The organism is Bradyrhizobium sp. UFLA05-153 (assembly GCF_054185185.1).
Genome location: NZ_JBBIAM010000036.1, coordinates 1 through 23,451 on the forward strand (window position 1 = coordinate 1; position 23,451 = coordinate 23,451).

27 protein-coding genes are annotated in these 23,451 nt (G+C 62.5%); 15 read left to right on the forward strand and 12 right to left on the reverse strand.

Annotation, left to right across the window (positions count from 1 at the left end):
* Together Q2941_RS21875 and Q2941_RS21880 are read right to left on the reverse strand one after the other, a co-directional pair.
* Positions 1-776, reverse strand: a 776-nt coding sequence (locus tag Q2941_RS21875) for a CaiB/BaiF CoA transferase family protein (RefSeq protein ID WP_458193682.1), incomplete at its 3' end; no start/stop codon positions are given.
* 9 nt (positions 777-785) lie between these two features.
* A complete protein-coding gene (locus Q2941_RS21880; protein ID WP_458193683.1) occupies positions 786-1,955 on the reverse strand; it encodes an acyl-CoA dehydrogenase family protein in 1,170 nt (389 codons plus the stop codon).
* Positions 1,956-2,080: 125 nt separating this feature from the next.
* Between Q2941_RS21880 and Q2941_RS21885 the strand changes: the two genes are divergently transcribed.
* The gene (locus Q2941_RS21885) at positions 2,081-3,001 is read left to right on the forward strand and encodes a LysR substrate-binding domain-containing protein (RefSeq protein ID WP_027528733.1); all 921 of its coding nucleotides are present in this window, start codon (positions 2,081-2,083) and stop codon (positions 2,999-3,001) included.
* A gap of 297 nt (positions 3,002-3,298) precedes the next feature.
* Here the strand turns inward: Q2941_RS21885 and Q2941_RS21890 are convergent, their stop codons facing one another.
* Positions 3,299-4,573: a cytochrome P450 gene (locus tag Q2941_RS21890; RefSeq protein ID WP_458193684.1), complete on the reverse strand. Its 1,275-nt coding sequence runs from the start codon at positions 4,571-4,573 to the stop codon at positions 3,299-3,301.
* A gap of 25 nt (positions 4,574-4,598) precedes the next feature.
* Positions 4,599-5,858: a cytochrome P450 gene (locus Q2941_RS21895; RefSeq protein WP_458193685.1), complete on the reverse strand. Its 1,260-nt coding sequence runs from the start codon at positions 5,856-5,858 to the stop codon at positions 4,599-4,601.
* Between the two features lie 296 nt (positions 5,859-6,154).
* On the opposite strand from Q2941_RS21895, the gene Q2941_RS21900 reads away from it, so the two are divergent.
* From Q2941_RS21900 to Q2941_RS21910, 3 genes are all read left to right on the forward strand, one after another.
* Positions 6,155-7,288 carry a YjgN family protein gene (locus Q2941_RS21900; RefSeq protein ID WP_458193732.1) on the forward strand — a complete coding sequence of 378 codons (1,134 nt, stop codon included), beginning with the start codon at positions 6,155-6,157 and terminating at the stop codon, positions 7,286-7,288.
* A 3-nt stretch (positions 7,289-7,291) separates the two neighbouring features.
* Positions 7,292-8,407 carry a M48 family metallopeptidase gene (locus tag Q2941_RS21905; RefSeq protein WP_035665528.1) on the forward strand — a complete coding sequence of 372 codons (1,116 nt, stop codon included), beginning with the start codon at positions 7,292-7,294 and terminating at the stop codon, positions 8,405-8,407.
* A gap of 97 nt (positions 8,408-8,504) precedes the next feature.
* Positions 8,505-9,494, forward strand: a complete 990-nt coding sequence (locus Q2941_RS21910; protein WP_458193686.1) for an alpha/beta hydrolase family protein — start codon at positions 8,505-8,507, stop codon at positions 9,492-9,494.
* 55 nt (positions 9,495-9,549) lie between these two features.
* Here the strand turns inward: Q2941_RS21910 and Q2941_RS21915 are convergent, their stop codons facing one another.
* Positions 9,550-9,810 (reverse strand): DUF3551 domain-containing protein, encoded by a 261-nt coding sequence (locus tag Q2941_RS21915; protein ID WP_458193687.1) that lies wholly within the window; start codon positions 9,808-9,810, stop codon positions 9,550-9,552.
* 343 nt (positions 9,811-10,153) lie between these two features.
* Here Q2941_RS21915 and Q2941_RS21920 point away from each other — a divergent pair, with 343 nt between their 5' ends.
* On the forward strand, positions 10,154-10,960 hold the full coding sequence (locus Q2941_RS21920) for a class I SAM-dependent methyltransferase (protein ID WP_458193688.1): 807 nt from the start codon (positions 10,154-10,156) through the stop codon (positions 10,958-10,960).
* A gap of 95 nt (positions 10,961-11,055) precedes the next feature.
* Here Q2941_RS21920 and Q2941_RS21925 read toward each other — a convergent pair whose 3' ends face one another.
* Positions 11,056-11,874, reverse strand: a complete 819-nt coding sequence (locus Q2941_RS21925) for a DUF2927 domain-containing protein (RefSeq protein WP_458193733.1) — start codon at positions 11,872-11,874, stop codon at positions 11,056-11,058.
* An 84-nt stretch (positions 11,875-11,958) separates the two neighbouring features.
* Positions 11,959-12,456: a L,D-transpeptidase gene (locus tag Q2941_RS21930; protein WP_371260622.1), complete on the reverse strand. Its 498-nt coding sequence runs from the start codon at positions 12,454-12,456 to the stop codon at positions 11,959-11,961.
* A gap of 337 nt (positions 12,457-12,793) precedes the next feature.
* Here Q2941_RS21930 and Q2941_RS21935 point away from each other — a divergent pair, with 337 nt between their 5' ends.
* The 4 genes from Q2941_RS21935 (at position 12,794) to greA (ending at position 16,288) form a co-directional block, all read left to right on the forward strand.
* Positions 12,794-14,341: an acetolactate synthase large subunit gene (locus Q2941_RS21935; protein WP_458193689.1), complete on the forward strand. Its 1,548-nt coding sequence runs from the start codon at positions 12,794-12,796 to the stop codon at positions 14,339-14,341.
* A gap of 219 nt (positions 14,342-14,560) precedes the next feature.
* Positions 14,561-15,079 carry a hypothetical protein gene (locus Q2941_RS21940; RefSeq protein WP_458193690.1) on the forward strand — a complete coding sequence of 173 codons (519 nt, stop codon included), beginning with the start codon at positions 14,561-14,563 and terminating at the stop codon, positions 15,077-15,079.
* 261 nt (positions 15,080-15,340) lie between these two features.
* Positions 15,341-15,739 carry a hypothetical protein gene (locus tag Q2941_RS21945; RefSeq protein WP_027528720.1) on the forward strand — a complete coding sequence of 133 codons (399 nt, stop codon included), beginning with the start codon at positions 15,341-15,343 and terminating at the stop codon, positions 15,737-15,739.
* A 66-nt stretch (positions 15,740-15,805) separates the two neighbouring features.
* On the forward strand, positions 15,806-16,288 hold the full coding sequence (gene greA / locus Q2941_RS21950; RefSeq protein ID WP_027528719.1) for a transcription elongation factor GreA: 483 nt from the start codon (positions 15,806-15,808) through the stop codon (positions 16,286-16,288).
* 372 nt (positions 16,289-16,660) lie between these two features.
* Here the strand turns inward: greA and Q2941_RS21955 are convergent, their stop codons facing one another.
* Positions 16,661-16,804: a hypothetical protein gene (locus Q2941_RS21955; RefSeq protein WP_156945008.1), complete on the reverse strand. Its 144-nt coding sequence runs from the start codon at positions 16,802-16,804 to the stop codon at positions 16,661-16,663.
* 378 nt (positions 16,805-17,182) lie between these two features.
* On the opposite strand from Q2941_RS21955, the gene Q2941_RS21960 reads away from it, so the two are divergent.
* Complete coding sequence (locus Q2941_RS21960) at positions 17,183-17,389, forward strand: cold-shock protein (RefSeq protein ID WP_254110559.1); 207 nt, start codon at positions 17,183-17,185, stop codon at positions 17,387-17,389.
* A 30-nt stretch (positions 17,390-17,419) separates the two neighbouring features.
* Here the strand turns inward: Q2941_RS21960 and Q2941_RS21965 are convergent, their stop codons facing one another.
* Both Q2941_RS21965 and Q2941_RS21970 read right to left on the reverse strand, forming a co-directional pair.
* Complete coding sequence (locus Q2941_RS21965) at positions 17,420-17,596, reverse strand: hypothetical protein (RefSeq protein ID WP_198032000.1); 177 nt, start codon at positions 17,594-17,596, stop codon at positions 17,420-17,422.
* A gap of 201 nt (positions 17,597-17,797) precedes the next feature.
* A complete protein-coding gene (locus Q2941_RS21970) occupies positions 17,798-18,001 on the reverse strand; it encodes a hypothetical protein (protein ID WP_458193691.1) in 204 nt (67 codons plus the stop codon).
* Between Q2941_RS21970 and Q2941_RS21975 the strand changes: the two genes are divergently transcribed.
* Positions 17,912-18,268, forward strand: coding sequence for a hypothetical protein (locus Q2941_RS21975; RefSeq protein ID WP_458193735.1), 357 nt, complete (start codon positions 17,912-17,914; stop codon positions 18,266-18,268). The genes Q2941_RS21970 and Q2941_RS21975 overlap by 90 nt on opposite strands.
* 376 nt (positions 18,269-18,644) lie before the next feature.
* Positions 18,645-18,992 (forward strand): hypothetical protein, encoded by a 348-nt coding sequence (locus Q2941_RS21980; RefSeq protein WP_027528717.1) that lies wholly within the window; start codon positions 18,645-18,647, stop codon positions 18,990-18,992.
* A gap of 284 nt (positions 18,993-19,276) precedes the next feature.
* Here Q2941_RS21980 and Q2941_RS21985 read toward each other — a convergent pair whose 3' ends face one another.
* On the reverse strand, positions 19,277-19,783 hold the full coding sequence (locus Q2941_RS21985) for a hypothetical protein (protein ID WP_458193692.1): 507 nt from the start codon (positions 19,781-19,783) through the stop codon (positions 19,277-19,279).
* Positions 19,784-19,972: 189 nt separating this feature from the next.
* Between Q2941_RS21985 and Q2941_RS21990 the strand changes: the two genes are divergently transcribed.
* Positions 19,973-20,200 (forward strand): hypothetical protein, encoded by a 228-nt coding sequence (locus Q2941_RS21990; RefSeq protein ID WP_458193693.1) that lies wholly within the window; start codon positions 19,973-19,975, stop codon positions 20,198-20,200.
* 502 nt (positions 20,201-20,702) lie between these two features.
* Complete coding sequence (locus Q2941_RS21995) at positions 20,703-22,061, forward strand: tyrosine-type recombinase/integrase (RefSeq protein ID WP_458193734.1); 1,359 nt, start codon at positions 20,703-20,705, stop codon at positions 22,059-22,061.
* On the opposite strand, the gene Q2941_RS22000 is transcribed toward Q2941_RS21995, so the two are convergent.
* Entirely contained in the window at positions 22,006-22,374 is a 369-nt protein-coding gene (locus Q2941_RS22000) for a hypothetical protein (RefSeq protein WP_458193694.1), read from the reverse strand. The genes Q2941_RS21995 and Q2941_RS22000 overlap by 56 nt on opposite strands.
* A gap of 321 nt (positions 22,375-22,695) precedes the next feature.
* Between Q2941_RS22000 and Q2941_RS22005 the strand changes: the two genes are divergently transcribed.
* Positions 22,696-22,935, forward strand: coding sequence for a hypothetical protein (locus tag Q2941_RS22005; RefSeq protein WP_458193695.1), 240 nt, complete (start codon positions 22,696-22,698; stop codon positions 22,933-22,935).
* Positions 22,936-23,451 lie beyond the last annotated feature (516 nt).

Genomic DNA, 23,451 nt, shown 5'->3' on the forward strand with positions numbered 1-23,451 from the left:
TGTGTATAAGAGACAGGCGTCTTCCACTCACGCTCGCTCTGGATCGAGATCAAAATGTCCTTGCCGTCTTTTGAGGTGAACACGCCGTAGGGTGCGATCGAGGGATGGCGCAGGCCCATGCGCTTGGGCGGATTGCCGGCTTCCGCATTGAGCAGCGGGACGGTGCACCAGTCCGCCATCACGTCGAACATGGAGATGCGGATGTCGGCGCCCTTGCCGGTGCGCCCGCGCGCGATCAGCGCCTCCAGGATCGCCGCATGGGCGGTGGCGCCGGTCGCGACGTCGACGATCGACATGCCGACGCGCGAGGCGCCGTCGGGATTTCCGGTGATCGAGGCAAGGCCACTCTCGGCCTGGATCAGCAGGTCGTAGGCCTTGCGATGCGCGTAGGGGCCCTCGTCGCCGTAGCCGGTGATGGTGCAGGAGATCAGCTTCGGATAGTCGCGCAGCAATCGCTCGCGCGAAAAGCCGAGCTTGTCCATCGAGCCGGGCTTGAGGTTCTGGATCAGCACGTCGGCGCTCGCGATCAGCTTTTCGAGCTCGGTGCGGCCTTCCTTGGTTGCAAGATCGACCACCGCCGATTGCTTGCCGCGGTTGAGCCAGACGAAGTAGCTGCTCTGCCCTTTGGCCGCCGCGTCATAGCCGCGGGCGAAATCGCCCTCGGGACGCTCGATCTTGATCACCTCGGCGCCGGCGTCTGCAAGCCGCGACGAGCAGAACGGCGCTGCGACGGCCTGCTCGACCGCAATCACCCTGATCCCGTCAAGTGCTCCCATGGCAAGACCTCAGTAAGAGCGGGGCATGCCGAGCACATGCTCGGCGATGAAGGACAGCACGAGGTTGGTCGAGATCGGCGCGACCTGATAGAGCCGCGTCTCGCGGAATTTTCGCTCGACGTCGTACTCCTCGGCGAAGCCGAAGCCGCCATGGGTCTGGATGCAGGCGTTCGCCGCTTCCCAGGACGCATCCGCCGCCAGCATTTTCGCCATGTTGGCCTCCGCGCCGCAGTCGAGCCCGGCCTCGTATTTGCGCGTCGCCTCCTTCACCATCAATTCAGCCGCGCGCATCGAGGCGTAGGCTTTTGCGATCGGGAACTGGATGCCCTGGTTCTGGCCGATCGGCCGACCGAACACCGCGCGCTCCTTGGCGTAGTTCGACGCCTTCGCAATGAACCACTTGGCGTCACCGACGCATTCGGCGGCAATCAGGATGCGCTCGGCATTCATGCCGGAGAGGATATAGCGAAAGCCTTTGCCTTCCTCGCCGATCAGGTTTTCCGCCGGCACCTTCATGTCCGTAAAGAACACTTCGGTGGTGGCGTGGTTCATCATGGTGCGGATCGGGCGGATCTCGAGGCCCTTGCCCCTGGCCTCGCGCATGTCGACGATGAAGACCGAGAGGCCGTCAGTGCGCTTCTTGGCCTTCTCCTTCGGCGTGGTGCGCGCGAGCAGGATCATCAGGTCGGAATGCTCGGCGCGGCTGGTCCAGATCTTCTGGCCGTTGACGACGTAGTGGTCGCCCTCGCGACGCGCGAAGGTCTTGAGCGAGGAGGTATCGGTGCCGCTGGTCGGTTCGGTGACGCCGAAGGCCTGTAGGCGCAATTCGCCGGTCGCGACCTTGGGCAGATACTTCGCTTTCTGCGCGTCGCTGCCGTGCCGGAGCACGGTGCCCATGGTGTACATCTGGGCGTGGCAGCCGCCGCCGTTGCAGCCGGCGCGCTGGATCTCCTCGAGGATCGCGGCCGCCGCCGACAGCTTCAGCCCTGCGCCGCCATATTCCTCGGGGATCAGCACCGAGAGGTAGCCGGCCTCGGTGAGCGCATCGACGAAGGCTTTTGGATAACCCATCTCGCGGTCGAGCTTGCGCCAGTATTCGCCGGGAAACTGCGCGCAGAGTTTTGCGACGGCTTCGCGGATATCGGCGTGATCGTCGTTCTGTTGTTCTTGTTGGGTCATGGCGTTTCCCGTTGGGTGCGTTCGAGAGGATAACGCAGGACGATCCTCCGGCGTTGTCTGGACAACGCCAACCCCCTATGCTCATTTGCTATAGCGTATGGAGTAGCATTCAAAGATTGGCAAGCATGGATTTCCGTCAGCTCAGGACCTTCAGTTGCGTCGCCGAGCTCGGTAGCCTCTCCAAGGCGAGCGATACGCTGCGGGTCGCGCAGCCGGCGCTGAGCCGGCAGATCAAGCTTCTGGAACACGAGCTGCGCACTGAACTGTTCACGCGCAACGGCCGCGGCATGGTGCTGACCGAGGCCGGCCGCCTGCTGCTCGCGCGCACCTCCGGCATCGTCCGCCAGATCGACCAGATCCGCGACGACATCCAGTCGGCGCAGGGCCCGCTCTCGGGCCACGTCGTGCTCGGCCTGGTTCCTACCGTGAGCTGCGTGCTGTCGGCGCGCTTCGCCCGCCGCTGCGTCGAGACCTATCCGGGCATCACGCTGCGCATCGTCGAAAGCTACAGCGGCCATCTCGTCGAATGGCTGCATCGCGGCGAGATGGATCTTGCGATCCTCTACGGCCGCTCGGCCGATCTGCACCTCACCGTGCAGAGCCTCGGCCGTGACAACATCGTCGCGGTCGGCCCGCGCGGCTGCGGACTCGCCCGCAAGAAGAGCGTCGAGATCGGCTGGCTGCTCAGGCAGCGGTTGGTCCTGCCCAGTCATTCGCACGGGCTCCGGGCGCTGATCGAGCACGCGGCCGCCCAGCGCAAGATCAAGCTCAACGTCCAGCTCGAGGCGGATTCGTTTCGCGTGCTCACGAGCCTCGTGGAGGAGGGCCTCGGCTTCGCCCTGCTGCCGCCTTCGTCGGTGCACGGCGAGGTCGCGGACGGGCGGCTAGAAACCGCCGTCGTCTCGAAGCCGATGACGCGCGAGCTCATTGTTGCCTCTCCGATCGACCGCCCCGTCTCGACGGCGACTGTTGCCGTCACCGCGCTCCTGCGCGAGGAAGTGGCCGCCTGCCGTAAGGACGGCGTCTGGGACATCAAATTGAGCTGACCGTCCTCGCTCTCCGCAGGCGGGGAGCGCACCGATCGCTCCGTCCGAAACCTCATGGGGATTTAGAACGGAAGCGCCCGGTCCTCACTTCGCATCTTGTGCGACCTGTCATGCCGGAATTTTATAGCCGGGCTGCCGCCACTGGTCTCGCAATGCAAGTTGGACGAGGCGCCGGGGCATCTTCTCCGTCATTGCGAGGAGCGAAGCGACGAAGCAATCCAGACTGTTTCCGCGGATGCATTCTGGATTGCTTCGCTTTGCTCGCAATGACGCTGTGGTTACAGCGGGAACCCTCTCTCACCCCGGAATCCTTACCGGCAGCGTCTCATACCCCTTGATGAAGCTCGAATAGATCCGCCGGGGCTCGCCGACCACCTCGATGCGGTCGAAGCGTTTGAGCATCTCCTCCCAGACGATCCTGAGCTGAAGCTCCGCAAGCCGCATGCCGACGCAGCGGTGGATGCCGAAGCCGAAGGACAGATGTGTGCGCGGCCGCGGCCGGTCGATGATGAAGTCGTTCGGCCTCTCGAACATCTCCTCGTCGCGATTGCCGGAGACGTACCACATCACGACGCGGTCACCCTTCCTGATTTCCTTGCCGTCGATCTCGGTGTCCTGCAGCGCCGTGCGCCGCATATGCGCAAGCGGAGTCTGCCAGCGGATCACCTCCGGCACCATGGAATCGATCAGCGCCGGATTGGCGCGGAGCTTGTCGTACTGCTCGGGGTTCTCGTTCAGCGCCAGCACCGAGCCGGTCATGGTGTTGCGCGTGGTGTCGTTGCCGCCGACGATGAGCAGGATGATGTTGCCCATGAGGTTGTCGGGGTCCATGTAGCGCGTGGCGTCGTTATGGGCCATCAGCGACAACAGGTCGTTGCGCGGCGCGGAATTGACGCGCTCGTTCCACAGCTTGGACATGTAGGCGTAGCACTCGTCCATCTCCTTCCGCCGCTCTTCGGCGGATCCGACGATGCCGCTCTTGGGCAGTGCCGTGGAGACGTCCGACCAGCGCGTCAGCTTGCGCCGCTCCTCCCAGGGGAAGTCGAACAGGGTGGCCAGCATCTGCGTCGTCAGCTCGATCGACACGCGCTCGACGAAATTGAAGGTCTCGTTGCGCGGCAAATTGTCCAGCACGGTCTGCGAGCGCTGGCGGATCAACTTCGCCAGCTCGTCCAGATGCGTCGGCGTGAACATCGGCGACACCGTCTTGCGCTGCGCCGAGTGCTGCGGCTGGTCCATCGCGATGAAGCTCGGCCAGTCGTAACCGGCCGGCACGTCTCGGATCGAGATGCCGCCGAGCGTCGAGTCGGAGGAGAAGATGCCGTGATTGGTGTCGACATGCATGATGTCGTTGTATTTGACCACCGACCAGTACGGCTCAATCGGCGCGTTAGTGCAGTAGTGCACCGGCTCTTCCTTGCGCAGCCGCTCGAACCACGGCCACAGCGTATCGTCCTGGAACAGCCGCGGCGCGCCCGGATGGTAATCCTTCAATGGGGTCGCATAGGCCTCCTCGTGTGCCCTGCGCATGCGTTCGGCCTTATCGGTCCTGACCGGAGTTTGGATGTTCATGGTTGGTGGCTCCAGTTTTCGCGAATCACGCCGCAATCCTGACCGGGAGCGTCTCGTAACCCTTCACGAAACTCGAATACACCCGCTTGGGTTCACCGAGCACGTCGATATGATCGAAGCGCTTCAAAATCTCTTCCCAAATGATCTTCAATTGCAGCTCGGCAAGCCTGAGGCCCACGCAGCGGTGGATGCCGAAGCCGAAGGAGAGATGCGTGCGCGGCCGGGCGCGGTCAATGATGAATTCGTAGGGCCGTTCGATCACCTCCTCGTCGCGGTTACCAGAGACGTACCACATCACGACCTTGTCACCCTTCTTGATTTGCTTGCCGCGAAACTCGAAATCGGCGAGCGCCGTGCGGCGCATATGGGCGAGCGGCGTCTGCCAGCGGATCACCTCAGGCACGAAGCTGTCGAGCAGCGCGGGGTTTTCGCGCAGCTTCCGGTACTGCTCAGGATGCTGGCTGAGCGCGTAGATCGAGCCGGACATGGTGTTGCGGGTGGTGTCGTTGCCGCCGACGATCAGCAGGATCAGGTTGCCCAGGAAGTTCTTGGCGTCCATGTCACGCGTTGCCGCGCCATGCGCCAGCATTGAGAGCAGATCGCTCCTCGGCGGCTGCGCGATGCGCTCCTTCCACAGCCGCGAAAAGTAGGTCGCGCATTCCATCAGCTCGGCCTGCCGCTGGTCCTCGGTGGTGACGAGGCCGCCGGAGCCGGGAATGGTGGTCGCGACATCCGACCAGCGCGTCAGCTTGCGGCGGTCTTCCCAGGGGAAATCGAACAGCACCGCGAGCATCTGCGTGGTGAGCTCGATCGAGACGCGGTCGACCCAGTCGAATTCCTCACCTTTAGGCAGGTTGTCCAGGCACTCGGCCGAGCGATTGCGGATGTTGAGTGCGAGCTCGTCCAGATGCGTCGGCGTGAACATCGGCGCCACCGTCTTGCGCTGGGCGGCGTGGCGCGGCGGGTCCATGGCGATGAAGCTCTCGCGGCGCAAATCGGGATCGATGTCGCGGATGGTGATGCCGCCGAGGGACGAAGCCGAGGAGAACACCGAATGGTTGGTCTCGATCTCCATGATGTCGTTGTACCTCGTCACCGACCAGTACGGGCCGAACATCGAGTCCTTGCAATAATGTACGGGGTCTTCGCGGCGCAGGCGATCGAAATAGGGCCAGAACGCATCGGTCCTGAACAGTTCGGGATGGCCGGGGTCGAACTGCTCGAGCGGCAGCGATGCGGCGCGCTCATGCAAGTCCTCGCGCGTGCTCTCGATGGTCCCATGCATGCCTGCTCTCCTTGCAGCCGCGCGCGTTTTTGTTGAATTCTGCGCTGCGGCATTTGTCCCGCAATTACAACCCGTTGCGTGCGTCGGGGCAAGGGCGAGTTTTGCCACATCCGGATTTGTGAGCGCGCAGACTGCCTGCGCGTGAGCGTGATCTGGAGCACGTTAACGGATCGGGAAGTATCGGAGAAACCAACCGAAACCGCGCGAAAATCGAACCGCCCCTTCTTGGGGACCGACTAATCTCTGCCCTATATCGTGTCGGGTCCGCACACCCAGGATTGATCGCCGTGAATCAGATGACCGCCTTTCCGCCGCCCGTGCCGCCGCCGTTGCCGCCGGCGCAGATCGACTTCACCGGTCACCGCGGCGAGTTTCGTCGGATGGTCACCAGGGGTGCGGGGCTCGAGCTCGTCACCTTCGGCTTCTACCGCTTCTGGCTCGTCACCGACATCCGCCGGCATCTCTGGTCGAACACCTCGGTCGACGGCGATGCCGCCGAATATACCGGGCGGGCTAAGGAGCTCCTGATCGGCTTCCTGTTTGCGCTCGCGATCCTGGTGCCGATCTATCTCGCCTATTTTCTCGTCGGCATCGAGTTCGAGCGCTGGCAGGGTTTTGCCTCGACGCCGCTGTTCATCACTTTTTACGCATTCGGCCAGTTCGCGATTTTCCGCGCGCGGCGTTATCGCCTGACCCGCACGGTGTGGCGCGGCGTGCGTTTCTGGATGGACGGCTCGGGCTGGGCCTATTCGCTCCGCGCCATGCTCTGGGGCCTGCTCGTGTACTTGACGCTCGGGCTTGCCTTGCCGTGGCGCGAGGCCTCGCTCGAGCGCTACAAGATGCGGCATTCCCACTATGGTGACCTCTCCGGCGATTTCGAAGGGACCGGCTGGGAGTTTTTCAAGCGCGGCTGGTGGCTGTGGCTGTTGACCCCGTTCGCGATTGCCATCCCGCTGCTTGCGCCTTTCGTCTATGCCGAGTTCAAGGCGCGTGAATGGCGCTGGTGGCTGGCGGGCATCCGCATCGGTGGCGTGAGCCTCTCCTCGAAACTGCCGCACGACGCGTTCTACGGCCTGTATTGGAAGGTGGTCGGCTGGTCTCTGCTGTTGATCGCGCTGTTCGGATCCTGGGCCGCCGGATGCACCGCGCTGGTCATGAGGGTCACCGGCCTGGAGATCGATCAGCTGCTCGGACCGACCGCAGGCACGAGCGTTCCACTGCTGGCGCCGATGGCGGTCGGCTATCTTGCCGCGGCCCTTGCATTCAACGTCGTGATCCGCGTCTATCTCCAGCGGGACCTCTGGGTGAAAGTGCTTGAGACGACGCATGTGCACGGCATCGAGGCGGCTGCGAACGTCAAGGCCAGTGGCGAACTCGCCAGCGCGCTGGGCGAGGGCTTTGCCGACGGGCTCGACGTTGCGGGCTTCTAGGTCGTGAGCGAATTGTCCGAACAGGTCGAAATTGCGCAGGACGCCGGCACGCCGGCCGTTTATTTCGACGGCGTCTCGAGCCGGCGCCGCAAGGTCACGCTCGGCTTCGAAGACCAGCTCGAGATCCGCGAAGACGGCGAAACGCCGACGCGCTGGGCCTATGCCGAGATCCGCCGCGCCGACAGTCCGCCCGGCGTCTTGCGCCTGTCCTGCATCTCCGCGCCGCCTCTGGCACGGCTCGAGCTGCGCGAGACGCCGCTTGCGCGCGAGATCGCCGCGCGCTGCCCGCGGCTCGACGAGCACCAGGCGGGCCGCAGCGGCGTCGCAAAGATCGTCGGCTGGTCGGTGGCCGCGGCGGTCTCGATTCTCGCGGTCATCCACTTCGGCGTGCCGCTCGCGGCCGACCGGCTTGCGCCGCTCGTGCCGGAGCCGCTGGAGCGGCGGATCGGCGATGCCGCCGAGGTGCAGGTCAAGGCCGCTTTCGGTGGCCGCATGTGCGACAACCCGGCGGGGCAGGCGGCGTTCACAAAGCTCATGAAGCGGCTGCGTGACGCAGCCGGCCTCGATGACACCGTGAAGTCGGCGGTGCTGCCGACCACGTTGCCCAACGCCTTCGCGCTGCCCGGCGGCAAGGTCTATCTGCTGAACGGGCTGCTCAACAAGGCCGAGAATGTCGACGAGATCGCCGGCGTGCTCGCGCACGAGCTCGGCCATCTCAGGCACCACGACAACATGCGCGGTATTATCTACAACGGCGGCACCTCGTTCCTGATCGGGCTCTTGTTCGGTGACGTCACCGGCTCAAGCGCCGTGATTTTCGCCTCGCGCAGCGTGGTCGAAGCCTCCTATTCGCGCGAGGCCGAGACAGCCGCCGACACGTTTGCAATCGACCTGATGCACGCGCTCGGCCGCTCGCCAAAACCCGCGGCCGAATTGATGTTCCGCATCACCGGCAAGGAAGGTGGAAGCGGCTTTACGATTCTCGCCAGCCACCCTCTGACCGAAGACCGCCTCGCTCGCATGACGAAGGAGGACCGCCCCGCCAGCGGCCAGCCGCTGCTGACGACGGAAGAGTGGGTGGCGCTGAAGGGGATTTGTGGCGGGGCCGGGAAGGTCTGAGCGCCGACGTCGCTACCGCCCTGCGTGCAAGAAACTCCCGACACAATTCCGTCGTCGTTCGCTGATCAGCTCCGCCGCGCAAATGAAGGGGGCTGCCGTGGGACTCAAGACGTCTATCGCTTGTGCCTTGATGCTCAGTGGTCTGGCCTCTCCCGCGGGCGCCGCGGGCATCCAGCTTCTCGATTCAGATCCGGCCCTCCAGGGCGCCATCTGGTACCCTTGCGCGCGCGAGCCGAAGGTCGTGGCGCTCGGCAATCTCACGGTGCCGGGTGAATTCGGCCTGATGGGCGCGAAGGATTGCCCTGTCGCGGGGACCAGGCTGCCGCTGGTCATCTTCTCCCACGGGCGCGGCGCGTGGTTCGGCGCACATCATGACACGGCGGAGGCGCTGGCCGATGCGGGCTTCATCGTCGCCGCCATCAATCATCCCGGCGACAATGCCAACGACTCCTCGCGACGCGACAAGATGTCCGTCTGGGCGTCGCGTCCGGTCGATATGATCCACCTCGTCGATTTCATGCTGCACGACTGGAAAGACAGGGCGGTCATCGATCCCGCGCGGGTCGGCCTTTTCGGCTTTTCGCTCGGCGCCTACACCGGCCTCGTGCTGGTCGGCGGCAACGCGGACCTCCGCAGGATGACCATCGTCTGCAAGGAGGATGACAGGACCGAGAATTGCGAGCGCGCGCGCAGCGGCGATGTGCCGCCGAGCCCGCCCCACGATCCGCGCATCAAGGCTGCCGTGCTCGCCGATATCGCATCGACATGGGCTTTCGACCGTGCAGCTCTGAGCGGCATCCAGATTCCGCTACAGATTTGGCGCTCGGAACTCGGCGGCTACGGCGTCGTGGCGAAGTTCACCGCGCTCATCGCCAGCCAGCTTCCCGGCTCGCCCGAAATCCACGTCGTGCCGGCCGGCCACTACGCCTTCCTCACTCCCTGCTCGGCGGAGCTCGCAGCCGCGGTCCCGCGCATCTGCACCGACAATCCGGTGGATTTCGACAGGACTGGCTTTCACCGCGAGTTCAACTCCAGCGTCGCGCGGTTTTTCCGCGAGCATCTCGTCGGCGAGGGCGAAGCGCGGTAGCGCTCAGGACGAGTTTCGCTTCGTGCTACTCTTCGTATGGGCCGATCATCGCGGCCTAATAGCCGCGGTCTTGCAGCCGCGAACCACGTATCGGCAGTCCCTGCCAATACGGATTCTCCAGGCACATGGCCGCAAGTCCTGAGGCCGTCGCCCGGCATTGATCCATCGAGATATAGCTGCAGTCGATGATGGTCAGGCCACGCTGATGCCATGACTGCAGGCAGATCGGGTAGCGCGGGTCGTAGCGTTGCGCCGCCACTGGTGCGACCGCCAGCATCGTCGCGCCCGCCAGGATCGGCAATTGAAGCATGCGCATGGCGTGGTTTCTTTCAGACGTAGGATGGTTAGAGCGAAGCGAAACCCATCATCAAGTCCGACATCGGGCATTGTAGCAGATGTCGTACATCGGTGCACTCAGGCGAAGACGTCTCGTTGCGGATCTGCGGGTTGGCGGAAATGAAGATTGCGCGGGTTTATTCGGGAGGATGCACCGAGTATCGGGATTGGCTGAAGCGCATGTGACGCTTGGGCGACACCGCGGTGAGATCGCGTGAAACGACGCAGCCGTGCGTTCGCGGGCGATCCGTCGCAAGACCAGCGTTGAACCTCTGGCCTCGATCGCCAGCCTCATGGAGATGATGCCACGAAGGGAGAGTTCCATGGCCGCTCAAGACCCGTTTGCAGGTTTCAAGGCGATCCAGAAGGAAGCCTGGTCGCTGTTCACGCCAATGGAGACGTTCACCACGCCGACCGCCGCGAAGCTCGTGGGCTTTGCCGGCGTCGAGGCCGGCCAGAGGCTGCTCGATGTCGGCTGCGGAACCGGTGTGGTCGCAATTACCGCGGCGCGCAGAGGCGCGAAGGTGCGGGGGCTTGACCTCTCTCCCGTCCTGCTCGAGCGAGCCCGCGAGCATGCCGGGCTCATTCAGCTCGACATCGATTTCACCGAGGGCGATGCCGAAAACCTGCCCTATGGCGACGGCGAGTTCGACGTGGTGCTGAGCCAGTTCGGCCACATGTTCGCGCCGCGTCCCGAAATTGCGATCGGCGAGATGCTGCGAGTCCTGAAGCCCGGCGGAACGATCGCCTTCTCGACCTGGCCGCCGCATCTCTACGTCGGGCGGATGTTCGCGCTGGTCGCGCGCCACGTGCCGCCGCCCGAGGGCGCTGCCTCGCCGGTATTGTGGGGCGATCCCAAGGTCGTCGCGGAGCGCCTCGCCGGCAAGGTCAAGGGTCTCGCCTTCGAGATGGACATGATGATGCCGGCCGCGCTCAGCCCGCAGCATGTCCGTCGCACGATGGAGGCAACGATCGGGCCTCTGATCAAGCTGCTCCAGCAATACAAGGACGCGCCCGACAAGCTGCGCGGCTTCCGCAGCGAGTTCGAAGGATTGATCGGGGAGTATTTTGATCCAGCGAACAACGTCATGCGGCAGCAGTTCTTGATGACGAAGGCGCAGAAGGCTTGAAATCTCGGCTATCAGCTAATTGCAGCCACAATCGCAAGGTGCGCCCCCTTCTCCCCTTGCGGGAGAAGGGGGCGCGCTTTGGAGCGCAATCGCGCTCATTCCGCCAGATTATTCACCTGCTTCACCCAGGCCCGCACGTCGGCGAGCACCTCGGGTAGAACGCTGCGGACCTCCAGCACCGTCATGCCTGCCTTGATGCGGGGGTCATAGAGCAGATTGAGGATATACTGATCATAGACGTCGAAATAGCCCATCGACACATTGTCGTTGAACATGGTCCAGGGCACGCTCGCGGTGTCGTTGATCGGCCCGAGCGATTGCAGCACCTCCTCATAGGCGCAGTCGAGGAAGACGAAGTCGCCATTGTCGACCGTCAGGATGACGTCGGAATGCTCGATCTCGAACTTCTCGTTCTTGCGGAAGCCGGAGAGACATTGCGGATCGAGCGAGGAACGGATCTCGCGCGCCTTCTCCGCACCATAGAACGTCGAGATGGTGCGATAGAGGTCGCGGTCGCGCACCAGCTTGACGCGGACATTGGCGGCTTCAGCATCGTCGGTCATGGCGATGTCGAGATGCTGCACACGCCTCGCGATATCGGCGATGACCTTGGCGAGCTGCGCCTTGCGGTCGGCGCGGCCGTCGCTCTCGGCGAACACGCGCACCGGCGCGTCGAATTTGCGGATGCGGTCGACGCGGCCGGCGAGGTGATATTCGGCGCCGAACGCCGTCTTCAAGAAGCCGTCGACGATCTCCCCGTCGGTGAAGCTCTTCTTCTCGCTGCGCTGGCGCGATGCGACCGCCGGCAACTCGCCCCCCGCGCCTGCGTTCGCGCCGACGTCGGCGCAGCCGAGCATGGCGAGAGCCAGCAGGCAGGCGCGCGAGAGATGTGAAAGCGGGCGCGATGCGATCATTGTCAGCCGACGCTGCCGGAATACGGCCGCGCGCACAAGACCACCTTCGAGGGAGCCCATCGGGTTCCCTCGGCCGTGCTGACCCTAGTTGTTCAGGACGACGACGGTGGTGCCGACCGAGACGCGGCTATAGAGGTCAGTCACGTCGTCGTTGGTCATGCGGAAGCAGCCGGAGGAGACCGCCTGTCCGATCGTCTCCGGCTCGTTGGAGCCGTGGATGCGGTAGAGCGTCGATCCCAGATACATCGCGCGGGCGCCGAGCGGGTTCTCGATACCGCCACGCATATGGCGCGGCAGGTCCGGCCGGCGAGCGATCATCTGCGCCGGCGGCGTCCACTCCGGCCACTCCTTCTTGGCGGAGATGCGATGCACGCCGCCCCAGCGGAAGCCGTCGCGGCCGACGCCGATACCGTAGCGCAGTGCCTGGCCGTTCGACAACACGAGGTAGAGCCGCCGCTCGCCGGTGTTTATCACGATCGTACCGGGGGCGTAGTTGGTGGGATACATGACGGTGCTGCGGGGGATCGGGCTCGCCCCGCCACCGAGATAGCCGGTGGAGCTGGTGCCGGTGAAGTCGAACATCCCCGCCGCAGACGCGCTGCTAGCGCCGATGGTCAGGACCGCGATGGCGGCGATCGGTGCGGCAAAAAACCGGTTCATTCGTTCCCCCAGCAAAAAATCGATTCAATGGACGACCACAGGCCATATTTGCCGGCGTTTCGCAAGCCACGCTGGCGTGAGCAAGCGCAATCCTTAACGATTGCCAAACGCGGAAACCTCGCAGGACGGCAAAGACGCATTAGCCAAGATGCCTCGTCGTCGCGCGGCAGGGCAGCAATGTCTGCTATTGCTTTGACGAAGACGGCGAACAATGGTTGATCGATAACGGATCCGAAAAGAGGCCGCGGGAGCGAAAACGATGAACGGTGCGGAAAGCCTGGTACGGACGCTGGTCAAGGGCGGGGTCGACATCTGCTTCACCAATCCCGGGACGTCGGAGATGCATTTCGTCGCGGCGCTCGACCGCGTTCCCGGCATGCGCTGCGTGCTCGGCCTGTTCGAGGGCGTGGTGACGGGCGCGGCCGACGGCTACTACCGCATGAAGGGCCTGCCTGCCTCGACGCTGCTGCACCTCGGCCCCGGCCTCGCCAACGGCCTTGCCAACTTGCACAACGCCAAGAAGGCGCATTCCGGCATCGTCAATATCGTCGGCCAGCATGCCGGCTACCACATCGGCTACAACGCGCCGCTCACCTCCGACATCGAGGGCCTGGCGCGGCCGATGTCGTCCTGGGTGCGGACCTCGCCGGATGCCAAGTCGGTCGCCGCCGACGGCGCCGCGGCGATCGCTTCCGCCAAGAGCGCGCCAGGGCAGATCGCAACCCTGATCTTGCCCGCCGATACCGCCTGGAACGAGGCCGATGGCATCGCCGAGGTGCCGGCCGAGAAGCAGCGCCCGTCCTATTCGCCGCAGGCGGTCGACACCGCCGCCAAGATCCTCCGCAATGACGGCAGCCGCACGCTGATGCTGATGGTCGGCAGCGCGCTGTCCGAGCAGGGGCTGGCGCTGGCGCAGCGCATCGCCGGGAAGACCGGATGCCAGGTGATGGGCCCGACCTTCCGCCCGCGCATGGCGCGCGGCCGCGGCCGCTTCTCGATCGACCGCATTCCCTATGTGATCGACCAGGCGCTGCCCCTGCTGAAGGATTTCCGCCACATCATCCTGGTCGAGGCCAACGATCCCGTCGCCTTCTTCGCCTATCCGAACAAGCCGAGCCTCTTGAAGCCCGAGGGCTGCGAGGTTCATCGCATGACCGAGTGGGGCGAGAACTCAGTCGCTGCGCTCGAGGCACTCGCCGGCGCGTTGCATGCCACCTCTCACGACGTCAAGCCGCAGCAGCTCCAGGAGCTGGTCAAGCCGACCGGCGCGCTCAATTTCACCACCATCGCGCAGGCAATTGCGTACGCGATCCCGGAGAATGCGATCCTGGTCGACGAATCCCTGACCACCGGGCGCGGCTTCTTCCCGCCGACGGCGGCGGCGGCACCACACGACTGGATCCAGAACATGGGCGGCTCGATCGGCTTCTCGACGCCGCTCTCGATCGGTGCTGCGATCGCCTGTCCTGATCGCAAGGTCATGTGCATGGTCGGCGACGGCAGCGCGATGTACACGATCCAGTCGCTGTGGACGCAGGCGCGCGAAGGACTGAACATCGTCACCATCGTGTTCGCCAATCGCATCTACCAGATCCTGCGTGGTGAGTTCGACGGCGTCGGCGCCGGCGAGCCTGGCCAGCGCGCGAACGACATGCTCAGGCTCGATCGCCCGACCCTCGATTTCGTGGCGCTGGCGAAGGGCATGGGCGTGCCGGGCCGCGCCGTCACCAACGCCGACGAGTTCAACAAGGCGCTTGCGGAAGCCGTCGCCGAGCCGGGGCCGCGGCTGATCGAAGTCGTGATGTGAGGTAAGCTCCGATTGCTTCGACTGTGCCATACGTACTCTCCCCTCATTTTGAGGAGCCCGCGATGAGCGGGCGTCTCGAAGGATGGCCGCGGGCGAGATCCGGGCCTTCATGGTTCTCCCGGCGATGCGCAGCATCGACCGGAGACGCGCGTTCCGCGCCCCTCACCATGAGGGTCTTGTAACGCGGCAGGACTAGAGCGCCTGGGGGCGGGGAGCACGATGCAGACCGAGCTGAACAAGATGATCGCGGCGCTGCGGGATCTCTACACGCACGAAGACTTCCTGTTCGCGAAGGATGTCGGCGAGCGCGCGATCACCCACCGCTTCGCCGTCTATCTGGAGAAGCAGTTCTCCGGCTGGTCGGTCGATTGCAACTACGATCGCCTCGGCGAGCGCACGCTGCACCTGCCGCGCGGCTCGATCATCTCGACCGACGATCATTTGGGAAAATCGATCTATCCTGATGTCGTCGTGCATCAGCGCGAGATCCCGAACAATTTGATCGCCGTTGAAATCCGCAACGCGAGCAATCACACCGCGATCGAGCACGACCAGCAGAAGCTGAAGGCGCTCACCGATCCCGATATCTGGTTCGCCTACCAGATCGGCGTGCTGCTCGTGCTTGCGAGGACGAACGTAACGACCGTGGAAATCTATGTCGGTGGCGTGCTCGACAAGATGCAGACCGCCTGGTTCACGGAACGGTTGAAGGAGACCGGGCCCGGTATGTCGCAATAGAGCATGATCCGGAAAAGTGTGGAGCGGTTTTCCCTCGCGACATCAGCGGAACGCGTTTGCGCGGAGATCATGCTCGAGAACAACAACCTAAAGCGCGATGACGCTTCATCCTAATCTCATCGCGCTTTAGGCGGTACGGCAATGCCTGCTGTGTGAGGCTGGCCACAGTGCGCGGCCCTTTCGGCCTATGCTCGGCGACTTGCGCACGCCCATCGCGCGGGATTAGCCTTCATCATTCGGATCAGGAACTTTGGAGGTTCGATGCAAAAGTCATATTTGCTCGCCGCGAGTGCCGCATTCGCGCTCATGTTGCAGATGCCGATCGCGCTGGCTCAGAGTACCGACGGCACCACCATGCCGCCTGCGGCAACCGCACCGCCGCCTCAAGCCACGACCGCTGCGCCTGCCGGAACCACGACAGCGCCGGCCGCGACGACCGAGACCACCGCGCCGGCGACAACGACGCCCCCGGCTGCCGCGACCGCCACGACGCCGTCAACGGATTCGAAGAAGACCACCGAGAAGAAGCCGGCCAAGAAGAAGCAGATGACGCGGCAGCAGGAGATAGATCATTCGATCAACACCGGCACGGTTCCCTCGCGCTACCGCAGCTCGGTGCCGAAGGAGTATCAGCAATACATTCCGTTTGATAAGAAGTAGCGCATGTTCGCGGGCGGCGCGACGCGACGGCGTTGCGTCGCCTCTCAACATCGACGAGGTCCTGGATTGAGCGTTGCCTTTACCAAAGAAGAGAGTGCCGAAACCGCGTCCGAGACATTGTTGCCGGATCGCCCGATTTCGCCGCATCCCAACCTGGTGACCCGATCGGGATTGCAGGCTTTGGAGTTGCAGCTTCGGCAGGCGCGCGAGGCCTATGAGGCCGCGCAGCGCATCGAAGACGTCAACGAAAAGCGCCGGCAGTCGGCGGTCCCCTTGCGCGACGTCCGCTACCTCGCCGAAAGGCTCCGCACGGCCCAACTGGTCCCCAATCCGGCGTCGAGCGAGACCGTCGCCTTTGGCAGCACGGTGACGTTCAGCCGAGCCGACGGCCGCGTGCAGACCTATCGCATCGTCGGGGAGGATGAAGCGGATCCGAAGGCCGGGTCGATCTCGTTCGTGGCTCCGGTCGCGAAATCGCTGATCGGGAAGGCGGTGGGAGACGTCGTCGGGGCGGGCAATCAGGAGATCGAGATTCTGTCGATCGCGTAGGTGCGCGTGGAAGCGTTCCACAGGCTCAGGCTCGGCGCGCATGTTTGCGAAAGCGCGAGCATGCGCAAGGGCGTTCAGTTGTGTTCGGGCCTCAACCTCCAGCCGTATTCCTGATGTGGAATCGTTGCAGTTATGTCGGCATCCCTGCTGGCCGAAAGGCGCCAAGCTGCCACCCCGAAGCACAAAGTCAGGGTGAGTGCGATGGCAAGCAGAAGCATCGAGACGAAATGGCCCACGCGTACGCACCCCGCTATTTGAAACTGCGAGGAGAGAGCGAGCACGGGTCACCGATTCGGAAAATGCAGACAGGCTGACCCAGTACAGATTTTCCCCAGCAGTCACGAGGGCGAGCGCAACCGGGCGCCGGTAAGGCTAGTTATCGGTATTGACTGACCGCTCCGAAGACGGCTCCCTTCGACGCGGAAAGAGCATACCGAGAGTCCCGATGATCACCAGAAACATGCCGGCGATCATCAGCCAATGAGGAAGCTGAAGCTGCAGCGCTTTGTCGAGCATCCTGAGGCCTCACTGAAATTGTTAGCTGGGGCCGACGGCGCTTATGAGACCGATTAAGATATGGTCTAGCGCGACGACAGTCCACAGGGTGGGCGAGGTGGAGGACAGGCCCGCGACAAAGATCCAGATACCGCCTCCCAAGAGGAGGGCCGAGATGGCGTAAGCGGCCGCTCTGTCCATTGGTCGACCCCCAAGGCACACAGGATCGATTGCGCCTGTAGTGACGCGCGGCGGACCAGAACGTTCCTACGGTCAGTGTGATTGGTTGGCCGCTCCCGGCCGACGGTCGGTGCCGTTCCAGCGTCGGGAATCGAACAGTCAGGCGTCCGTGGTTAGGTTAGCCTTAGGAGATACTTTCGTGATTCGGAGAATACGACCTTGGCAATGGGCAAAGTAAAGTGGTTCAACGCGACCAAAGGCTATGGTTTCATTCAGCCTGATGACGGCGGCTCAGACGTCTTCGTCCACATCAGTGCCGTCGAGCAAGCCGGCTATACGGGCCTGGCCGAGGGCGCGCGGATCAGCTACGAGCTGAGGGCTGGGCGCTCGGGCAAAATGTCTGCGGAAAGTCTGCGGATTGGGTGACGGCGCGCCGGGGGGCAGAGGTGCGAGCGATCAGGCGGCGACGTCGAACGACGCAATGAGGGCGCGCATATCATTTGCGAGGCCGCGATAGTGCTCGCGCATCCGCAGGTATAACTCGCGGTTGCCTCCATGCGCACGTTTGGCAATCAACTCGCATTCGTCAGCAAGGCTTTCAAAGCGTTCCAGCTTGGCTTGGAAACCAGTCATTGGCAGGCCCCGAACTCATTACTAAAAAAGGGATGAGGACCGTAATCGCTTGATTAGGTCAGAGCAAACATTGTTATCTCATATAAGCAATATTCGGTTTCTCGCATCACCTTCTATGCGCCGCTGGCCGCCCCCCTCTCCGGGCAAGGAGAGAAAGAGACCGGCCGGGCCGGGTTCTGAACCGCCGCGGTCCAGTGGCTGCTATTTGGTGCGCCTGACGCGGGTAGACGCGCGTTCGGTTGCTGGTCTCTTTGCGCTCGAGACCTTCCTCTTTGCCGCAGCCCGACGCGCAGCCGCCAACGCTGACCGCGCCCATTGGACAAGTTCGTCAGGGTCGTCGAACAGCCGATCCGGCGCACGCCAGAATGCGAGGTCTATGAGAGTCCCCTTCTTGCTGTAGTTCAACGGCGGATAGGATTTGGCTTCGGCGAACGTCGCACGGTTCTCTTAATCTATCCGGAGATACAGCGTATTCTCCGTGACCATACCGAGCATCGCGTCATCACAGAATACGCCGGTCTTGCCGAACATGCGTCGCGTTGTGATCCGGCCCAGCGGGGCCAGTTGCTCACGCAAAAAGTCGGCATATTCTTGGCTCGCGACCATGCCGATATCTTAGAAGTCTCGGTTTGCACCTTCAAGCGCATGCCGCTTCGCCGCTGTCGTCGATAGCAGTGTCTTGCCGTCGCCGCTAGCGGGCTGCGGCGTAGGCGTAGTTCTCATCATCGCCGGCCACAGCGCGCCGTCTCGTTGTGTTGCCAGGGTTGGGCTCGTGGGTTCGAATCCATCGCTCGCCCGAAAACGTTCTCGCTGGCAGCCTTGCTGCTGTTCGAACCCGAGAAGGGCGACTTGCGACCAAGCTTGGGTGATATGGCTCTTGCCGACAGGCAATCGGTGTATCGCAAGGCCAATTGCACGAATACAAGGGAGAAATTCAATGCGTAGACTAAGGATCCGTGGCCTGAAGTGGTCGGCGCTTGCACTCACGCTCGCGCTTAGCTGCCCTGGGGTACGTATCGCGGCGGCGGAATCGTTGGAAGATCGGCGGATGCACGCTTCACGCGAAGCTGAGCTGGGGCATGCCGCTGAACTCACGGACCGCGCCTGTGGCACGCATTTGAAGACCGGCTTCGACTGGAGCGGCTTCGACTCCGCGCAGATCGCCAGCCAGAACGTCGTCTCGTGGTGTACCGCGGCCCTGGCTGCGATGGAGGATATCTGCTCGGATTCTCTCGGCAAGGAAGCATTGAGCGCAAAAGTGAAGACGCTGACCTGCGGTGGCGCGGCCACCCCATCGGTGACCCTGGACGGCGAAGGAACAGTGAAGTTCAACTTCAGTCTCACGCCGAATCAAAACAAGCTGCTTGTTCGCGACTACCTCAACAAGAATCTTTGATGGCGGCATCGAGAGCATGATCCGGCCCCGAAGGGCCGCGTTACGCAAACCGTGCAGCGGTTTTCCCTCGCGACATCAGCGGATCGCGTTTGCGTGGAGATCATGCTCGAACAACAGTCTAAAGCGCGATGACGATTCATCCCAATCTCATCGCGCTTTGGAAGATTTGGTCACAAGTTCGAGAAAGCTCACTCTACCGGTTCAGCCATCCGCCTGAAGCATCCGTTCCCAGTCTGAACGCGGCGAGTTATCCAGATCAAACGTCGGTGTATGATTTTGTTGCCTCAGTTTGCTCGAGGTCCGGCGCCCTGACGGAATGGGACATCCTTCAAGTCATCCTCTTTCTTCGGTCCAACATCTTCGCGAGCAGCGATGACGAGGTGGTCGAGACCGAGGCTGATCGCTTTTTCGGCATCAGCGCGTTCACTGTCCCGCTTTGCCCTATTCAACATCCCGAATGCACCTTGGATTTCGTCCATCGCAGCAATAGTGGCTGGACTGCCATAAACCCGCAGCCGATTGGCAGCCCGTACAAGTGGGATCGTAAACTCACGCACGATCGCATCACGATATTTGGGGTCGTCGCTTCGCCAGCCGTAATCCGTCAGCAGGTCAATGGCCGTTTGATAATTCTCCAGCCGTTCGCCGCGCCGTTTCAGCTGAAGTTCCTCTTTCTTTTGGGCTATCTCACTGTTCGTCACGTGAATAGTCGTAAAACTTGTGAGCCCGGAAACAATGAGGGCGACCACACTTGAAATCGCGACGGTTGAAAGCGCATTGGAATCCGACATGACATAAACCTCCGTTTACCGCATGACGTGGATCACCCCGCCGGAAAGAACCTCTCGCCGACTGCCGCTTCAATTCGACACGCTCCAAGGTAGCGCAAGCCATACAGAGCACCCTGTGAACTGGTTCACGGTTCGTGCGACAAGCTGGCGATTGCGCGGAGATCAGCTCAAACAATAACCCAAAGCGCGATGACGATTCATCCCGATCTCATGCGCCTTAAAAGCGCTTTTGACCTGGAGTGGGCACTACCAGAGCGCGCGAGGTGGATCAGCCTCAGTAAGTCCATCTCTCCCGTGAGCGAACGCCTTGCGCAAGGCGCACTCAATTTGAATCCGCATGTAATCCGCTCGGTGTTCCTCGGGGGCGGCAAGTCCCATGCGGATAATTCGGCCAGCTTCAAACGTTATCCACTCTGAGAAATCCTTACCTTCTACCTCGACAGACCGACCTCAAGCTTCATCGGTGTGCTCGCGTTGTGTGCGGTTCGTTCGGTGGCTTTTCGGCCCTCGCAGACTGTGTCGGTCGGCTGCCTGGTTTCCGCTTGCGAGGGCAAATCGGACGTTTGCATCCCTCAGCAGGAGGGAGCCCTCAGCGATCCTCGACATCTAGGATAAATGGTGGGCGCACAAGGGATCGAACCTTGGACCTCTCCCGTGTGAACCACAATCCGTAGACCGCAGCCGACCAAATTCAGCCATAGTAGAGATATAAAAACCCTTGTACCGCAGGGGTTTATTGCCATACGCGGCCACAACGAGCCATAGCAGGCCTTCCTACATTTTGTAGGCCCTGGCTGTGCCCGCGGCGAATTTTTCCCTGGGGCACACCAGAGCTGGGAACGCGAAGGGAACGGTTTGTGATCCGTTTTTTGGTCTCCCCTCGATGTGCCCGGGGCACAAGGAAGAAGGGGTAGGAACGATGGAAACGAGCGAAAAAGATCTCAGAGCCGAAGAGACGACGAACCGCTTGAAGCTCACTGACGCGGCGATCCGTGCAGCCACGCTGCCGTCGGGCAAGTCGCAGCACTACCTGCACGACACAGAGCGGCCAGGGCTTGCAATCAGGATGCGCGCGACCGGCGGCCGGACCTGGGTCTACATGTTTACCAAGCCTGGGATGAGGGGTACCCAACGCAAGACGTTGGGCGCTTGGCCAAAGTTCAATGAGAAGGCCGCGCGCCAGGCCGCCATCATCGCTGCCGGCGAGGTGATCAAGGGGGGCGATCCGAACGAGGCCAAGCGCGAGGTCAAGCGTCAACAGCTGGCCGAGAAGCAGTGCACAACGCTGGCGACCCTGATCATTGAAGAGGGGCCCTACGAATCGTCCCTGACCGGACGCCAGGTCGTCAACTATAAACCGGCAATGTCGGCGCTGCGACGAGGTCTCAAAGATCACTTTGATCTCGCCATCGCCGAGCTGACGCGACGGCAAATCATGGCGGCAGTCGACAAGATCGCCAAGACCGGCAAGCGCGGCGCAGCCAAGGACTTGCGCAAGCAAGCGCACACTTTCCTCGAATGGTGCGTCGGCGAAGGTTACGTCGAACACAACGTGCTCGCCGGCTATCGTGCACCCAAGGAAACCCGTGCACAGAGGGTCGGGCGCCGAACGAAGGGGCGCGCGCTGACCGATGAGGAGATCATCAAGGTCTGGCATGCATCTGGCAAGCTGGGAGCTTTTGGGCTGTTGACACGCATGTGTCTACTCGGTGGCCCGCGCCGCAGCGAACCAACCATGATCAAGTGGCGAAAGCACATCATGGATGACCGCATCACCTTCGATGCGGCATGGACCAAGATGGGCCTGCACCACGACGTACCGCGTACCCACCTCGTTGACGATGTGCTCGCGGCCGCGAAACATTTCCAGCGAGCGACATCCGACTATGTCTTTCCGTCACCAAAGACAGGTGGTCAAATGTCGGGCTTCACCAAGATGGTCAATCGTTTGGTCAAGGAAGCGGGTGTCGCCAAGTTCACCATGCATGACTTGAGGCGCAGCTTACGCACCATCATGTCACGCTGCGGCTACGACAATGAGATCCAGCGGCTGTGTGTCGGGCAAAAGCCGCGCGGAATCGATCAGGTCTACAATCACGACGAACAGTGGATCATCCGCAAGATGGCGTTCGAAGCAGCTCATGACTACATCGCGGAGTTGGTCGGCGCGAAACGGGTCGGCAAGGTCGTGCGCCTGCAGCGAACGAATCCGCTCGACCCCATCAAGGCCGAACTGCTCGGCCGTCTACGTGAGCATTATGCGGCTGAGGCGTCTTAGTCGTCTTACCGCACTTGGCCAGATAGTCGCGCACCGCATCGACACGATAGAGCGGGCGGCCGTCGACGTAGCGCCATTTCAGCGGGTGGTTCGGATCGCGCCGCCATTGCTCCAGCGCGCCGGGCGTGCGCCTGATAACCGCGGCCGCCTCTAGTGCTGTCAAATTAGAGCTGCGCGGCAACGTATCGATATCGAACGTCGCGGGCGGCGGCACACCACGGTTCTTGCGACGACGCTTCGCGGCACAGGGCATTTCCCTACTACCTGCCGCCCCCAATGCCTCGATCCGAGTCTTTTCGTCCTCGCCGCCCATACCTCCGCCCCGAACCACGATCGGTCTGAGGCAATAAGATCGTAGGCTTCCCCGGCAAGAAAAGAAATCTAAAGCGCAGGTATGGCTGCTGGGTAGCTGTGGCGTACAAATAGGACGAATCGTGCCCCTTTGCCGAGACGTTGATGAGCAACTGTGAATCGGCGTGAGGTCGTTTCTGGTACGACACCGGTTCGGTTGGCCCGGGGCGCGGCCCGGAGCGGCTTTCATTCGGACCTTCGGTCTCATACCTGCTACGCAACCTACCGCGGTGACGATAAGGTTTCCAGCACGCCCATCCGCCTGTTCCAAGCCGATGATTGGGTGCCGATCCAAACCTGTCGCGATTACGTCGAGCGACTCAAGAAGGCGGGAGCTGACGTGGTGCTAACGGACTATCCCGGCGCAACTTATGCCTCCTTCGTGTTAAAGCAGCCACAAAAAGTGCCCGCAGCGCAAACTGCACGAAATTGTCTCCTCGCCGAAGGAGAAGGCGGACAGATCTTAAACAGCAAGTCCGGCGCGCCGTTCACCTTGAACGATCCGTGCCTGGAAAAGGAATAACGGTCGCCTATGACGAGGCAGCAACCACTGCCATTGTCAAAGCGGTCAAGGATTTGCTCTCAGCTCTGCCCGCCATGGCGATGAAGAGCTAACACGATACCTCGGTGGCGCGTCGAAAGCCGTTCGAGCATCAGGCGCGCTGCCGTTTCGTACAGCATTCTCTATCGAGCTGAACCCATCGGACGGCCGACAGGCATTCATGTCTGGTGAGTGACGCCATGGCCTGCTGTCATCAGCCCACGTTCCTGCGTGCACGAAGGCATGGTCGCTGGGGGGCGCGGCCTGCGCCAAGAGCGCGCCTGGCGCTTTCTCAAATCACGTCTCGCGCCCCGCGACGCTTGATGGATTCTCCCCTTGGGCGCAGAATTTCGGCCATAGGTGGGTATAAATCAGAGAAATTCAACTTCGGGGCCCGGTAATCTTCGCGATGCGGGAGCCGCAGAACAACAAGATTCTAGACCGTCGTTATGTTTTGGCGCTTTCCGGCGGAAATCAGAGGCGATTTAGGAAGATAGG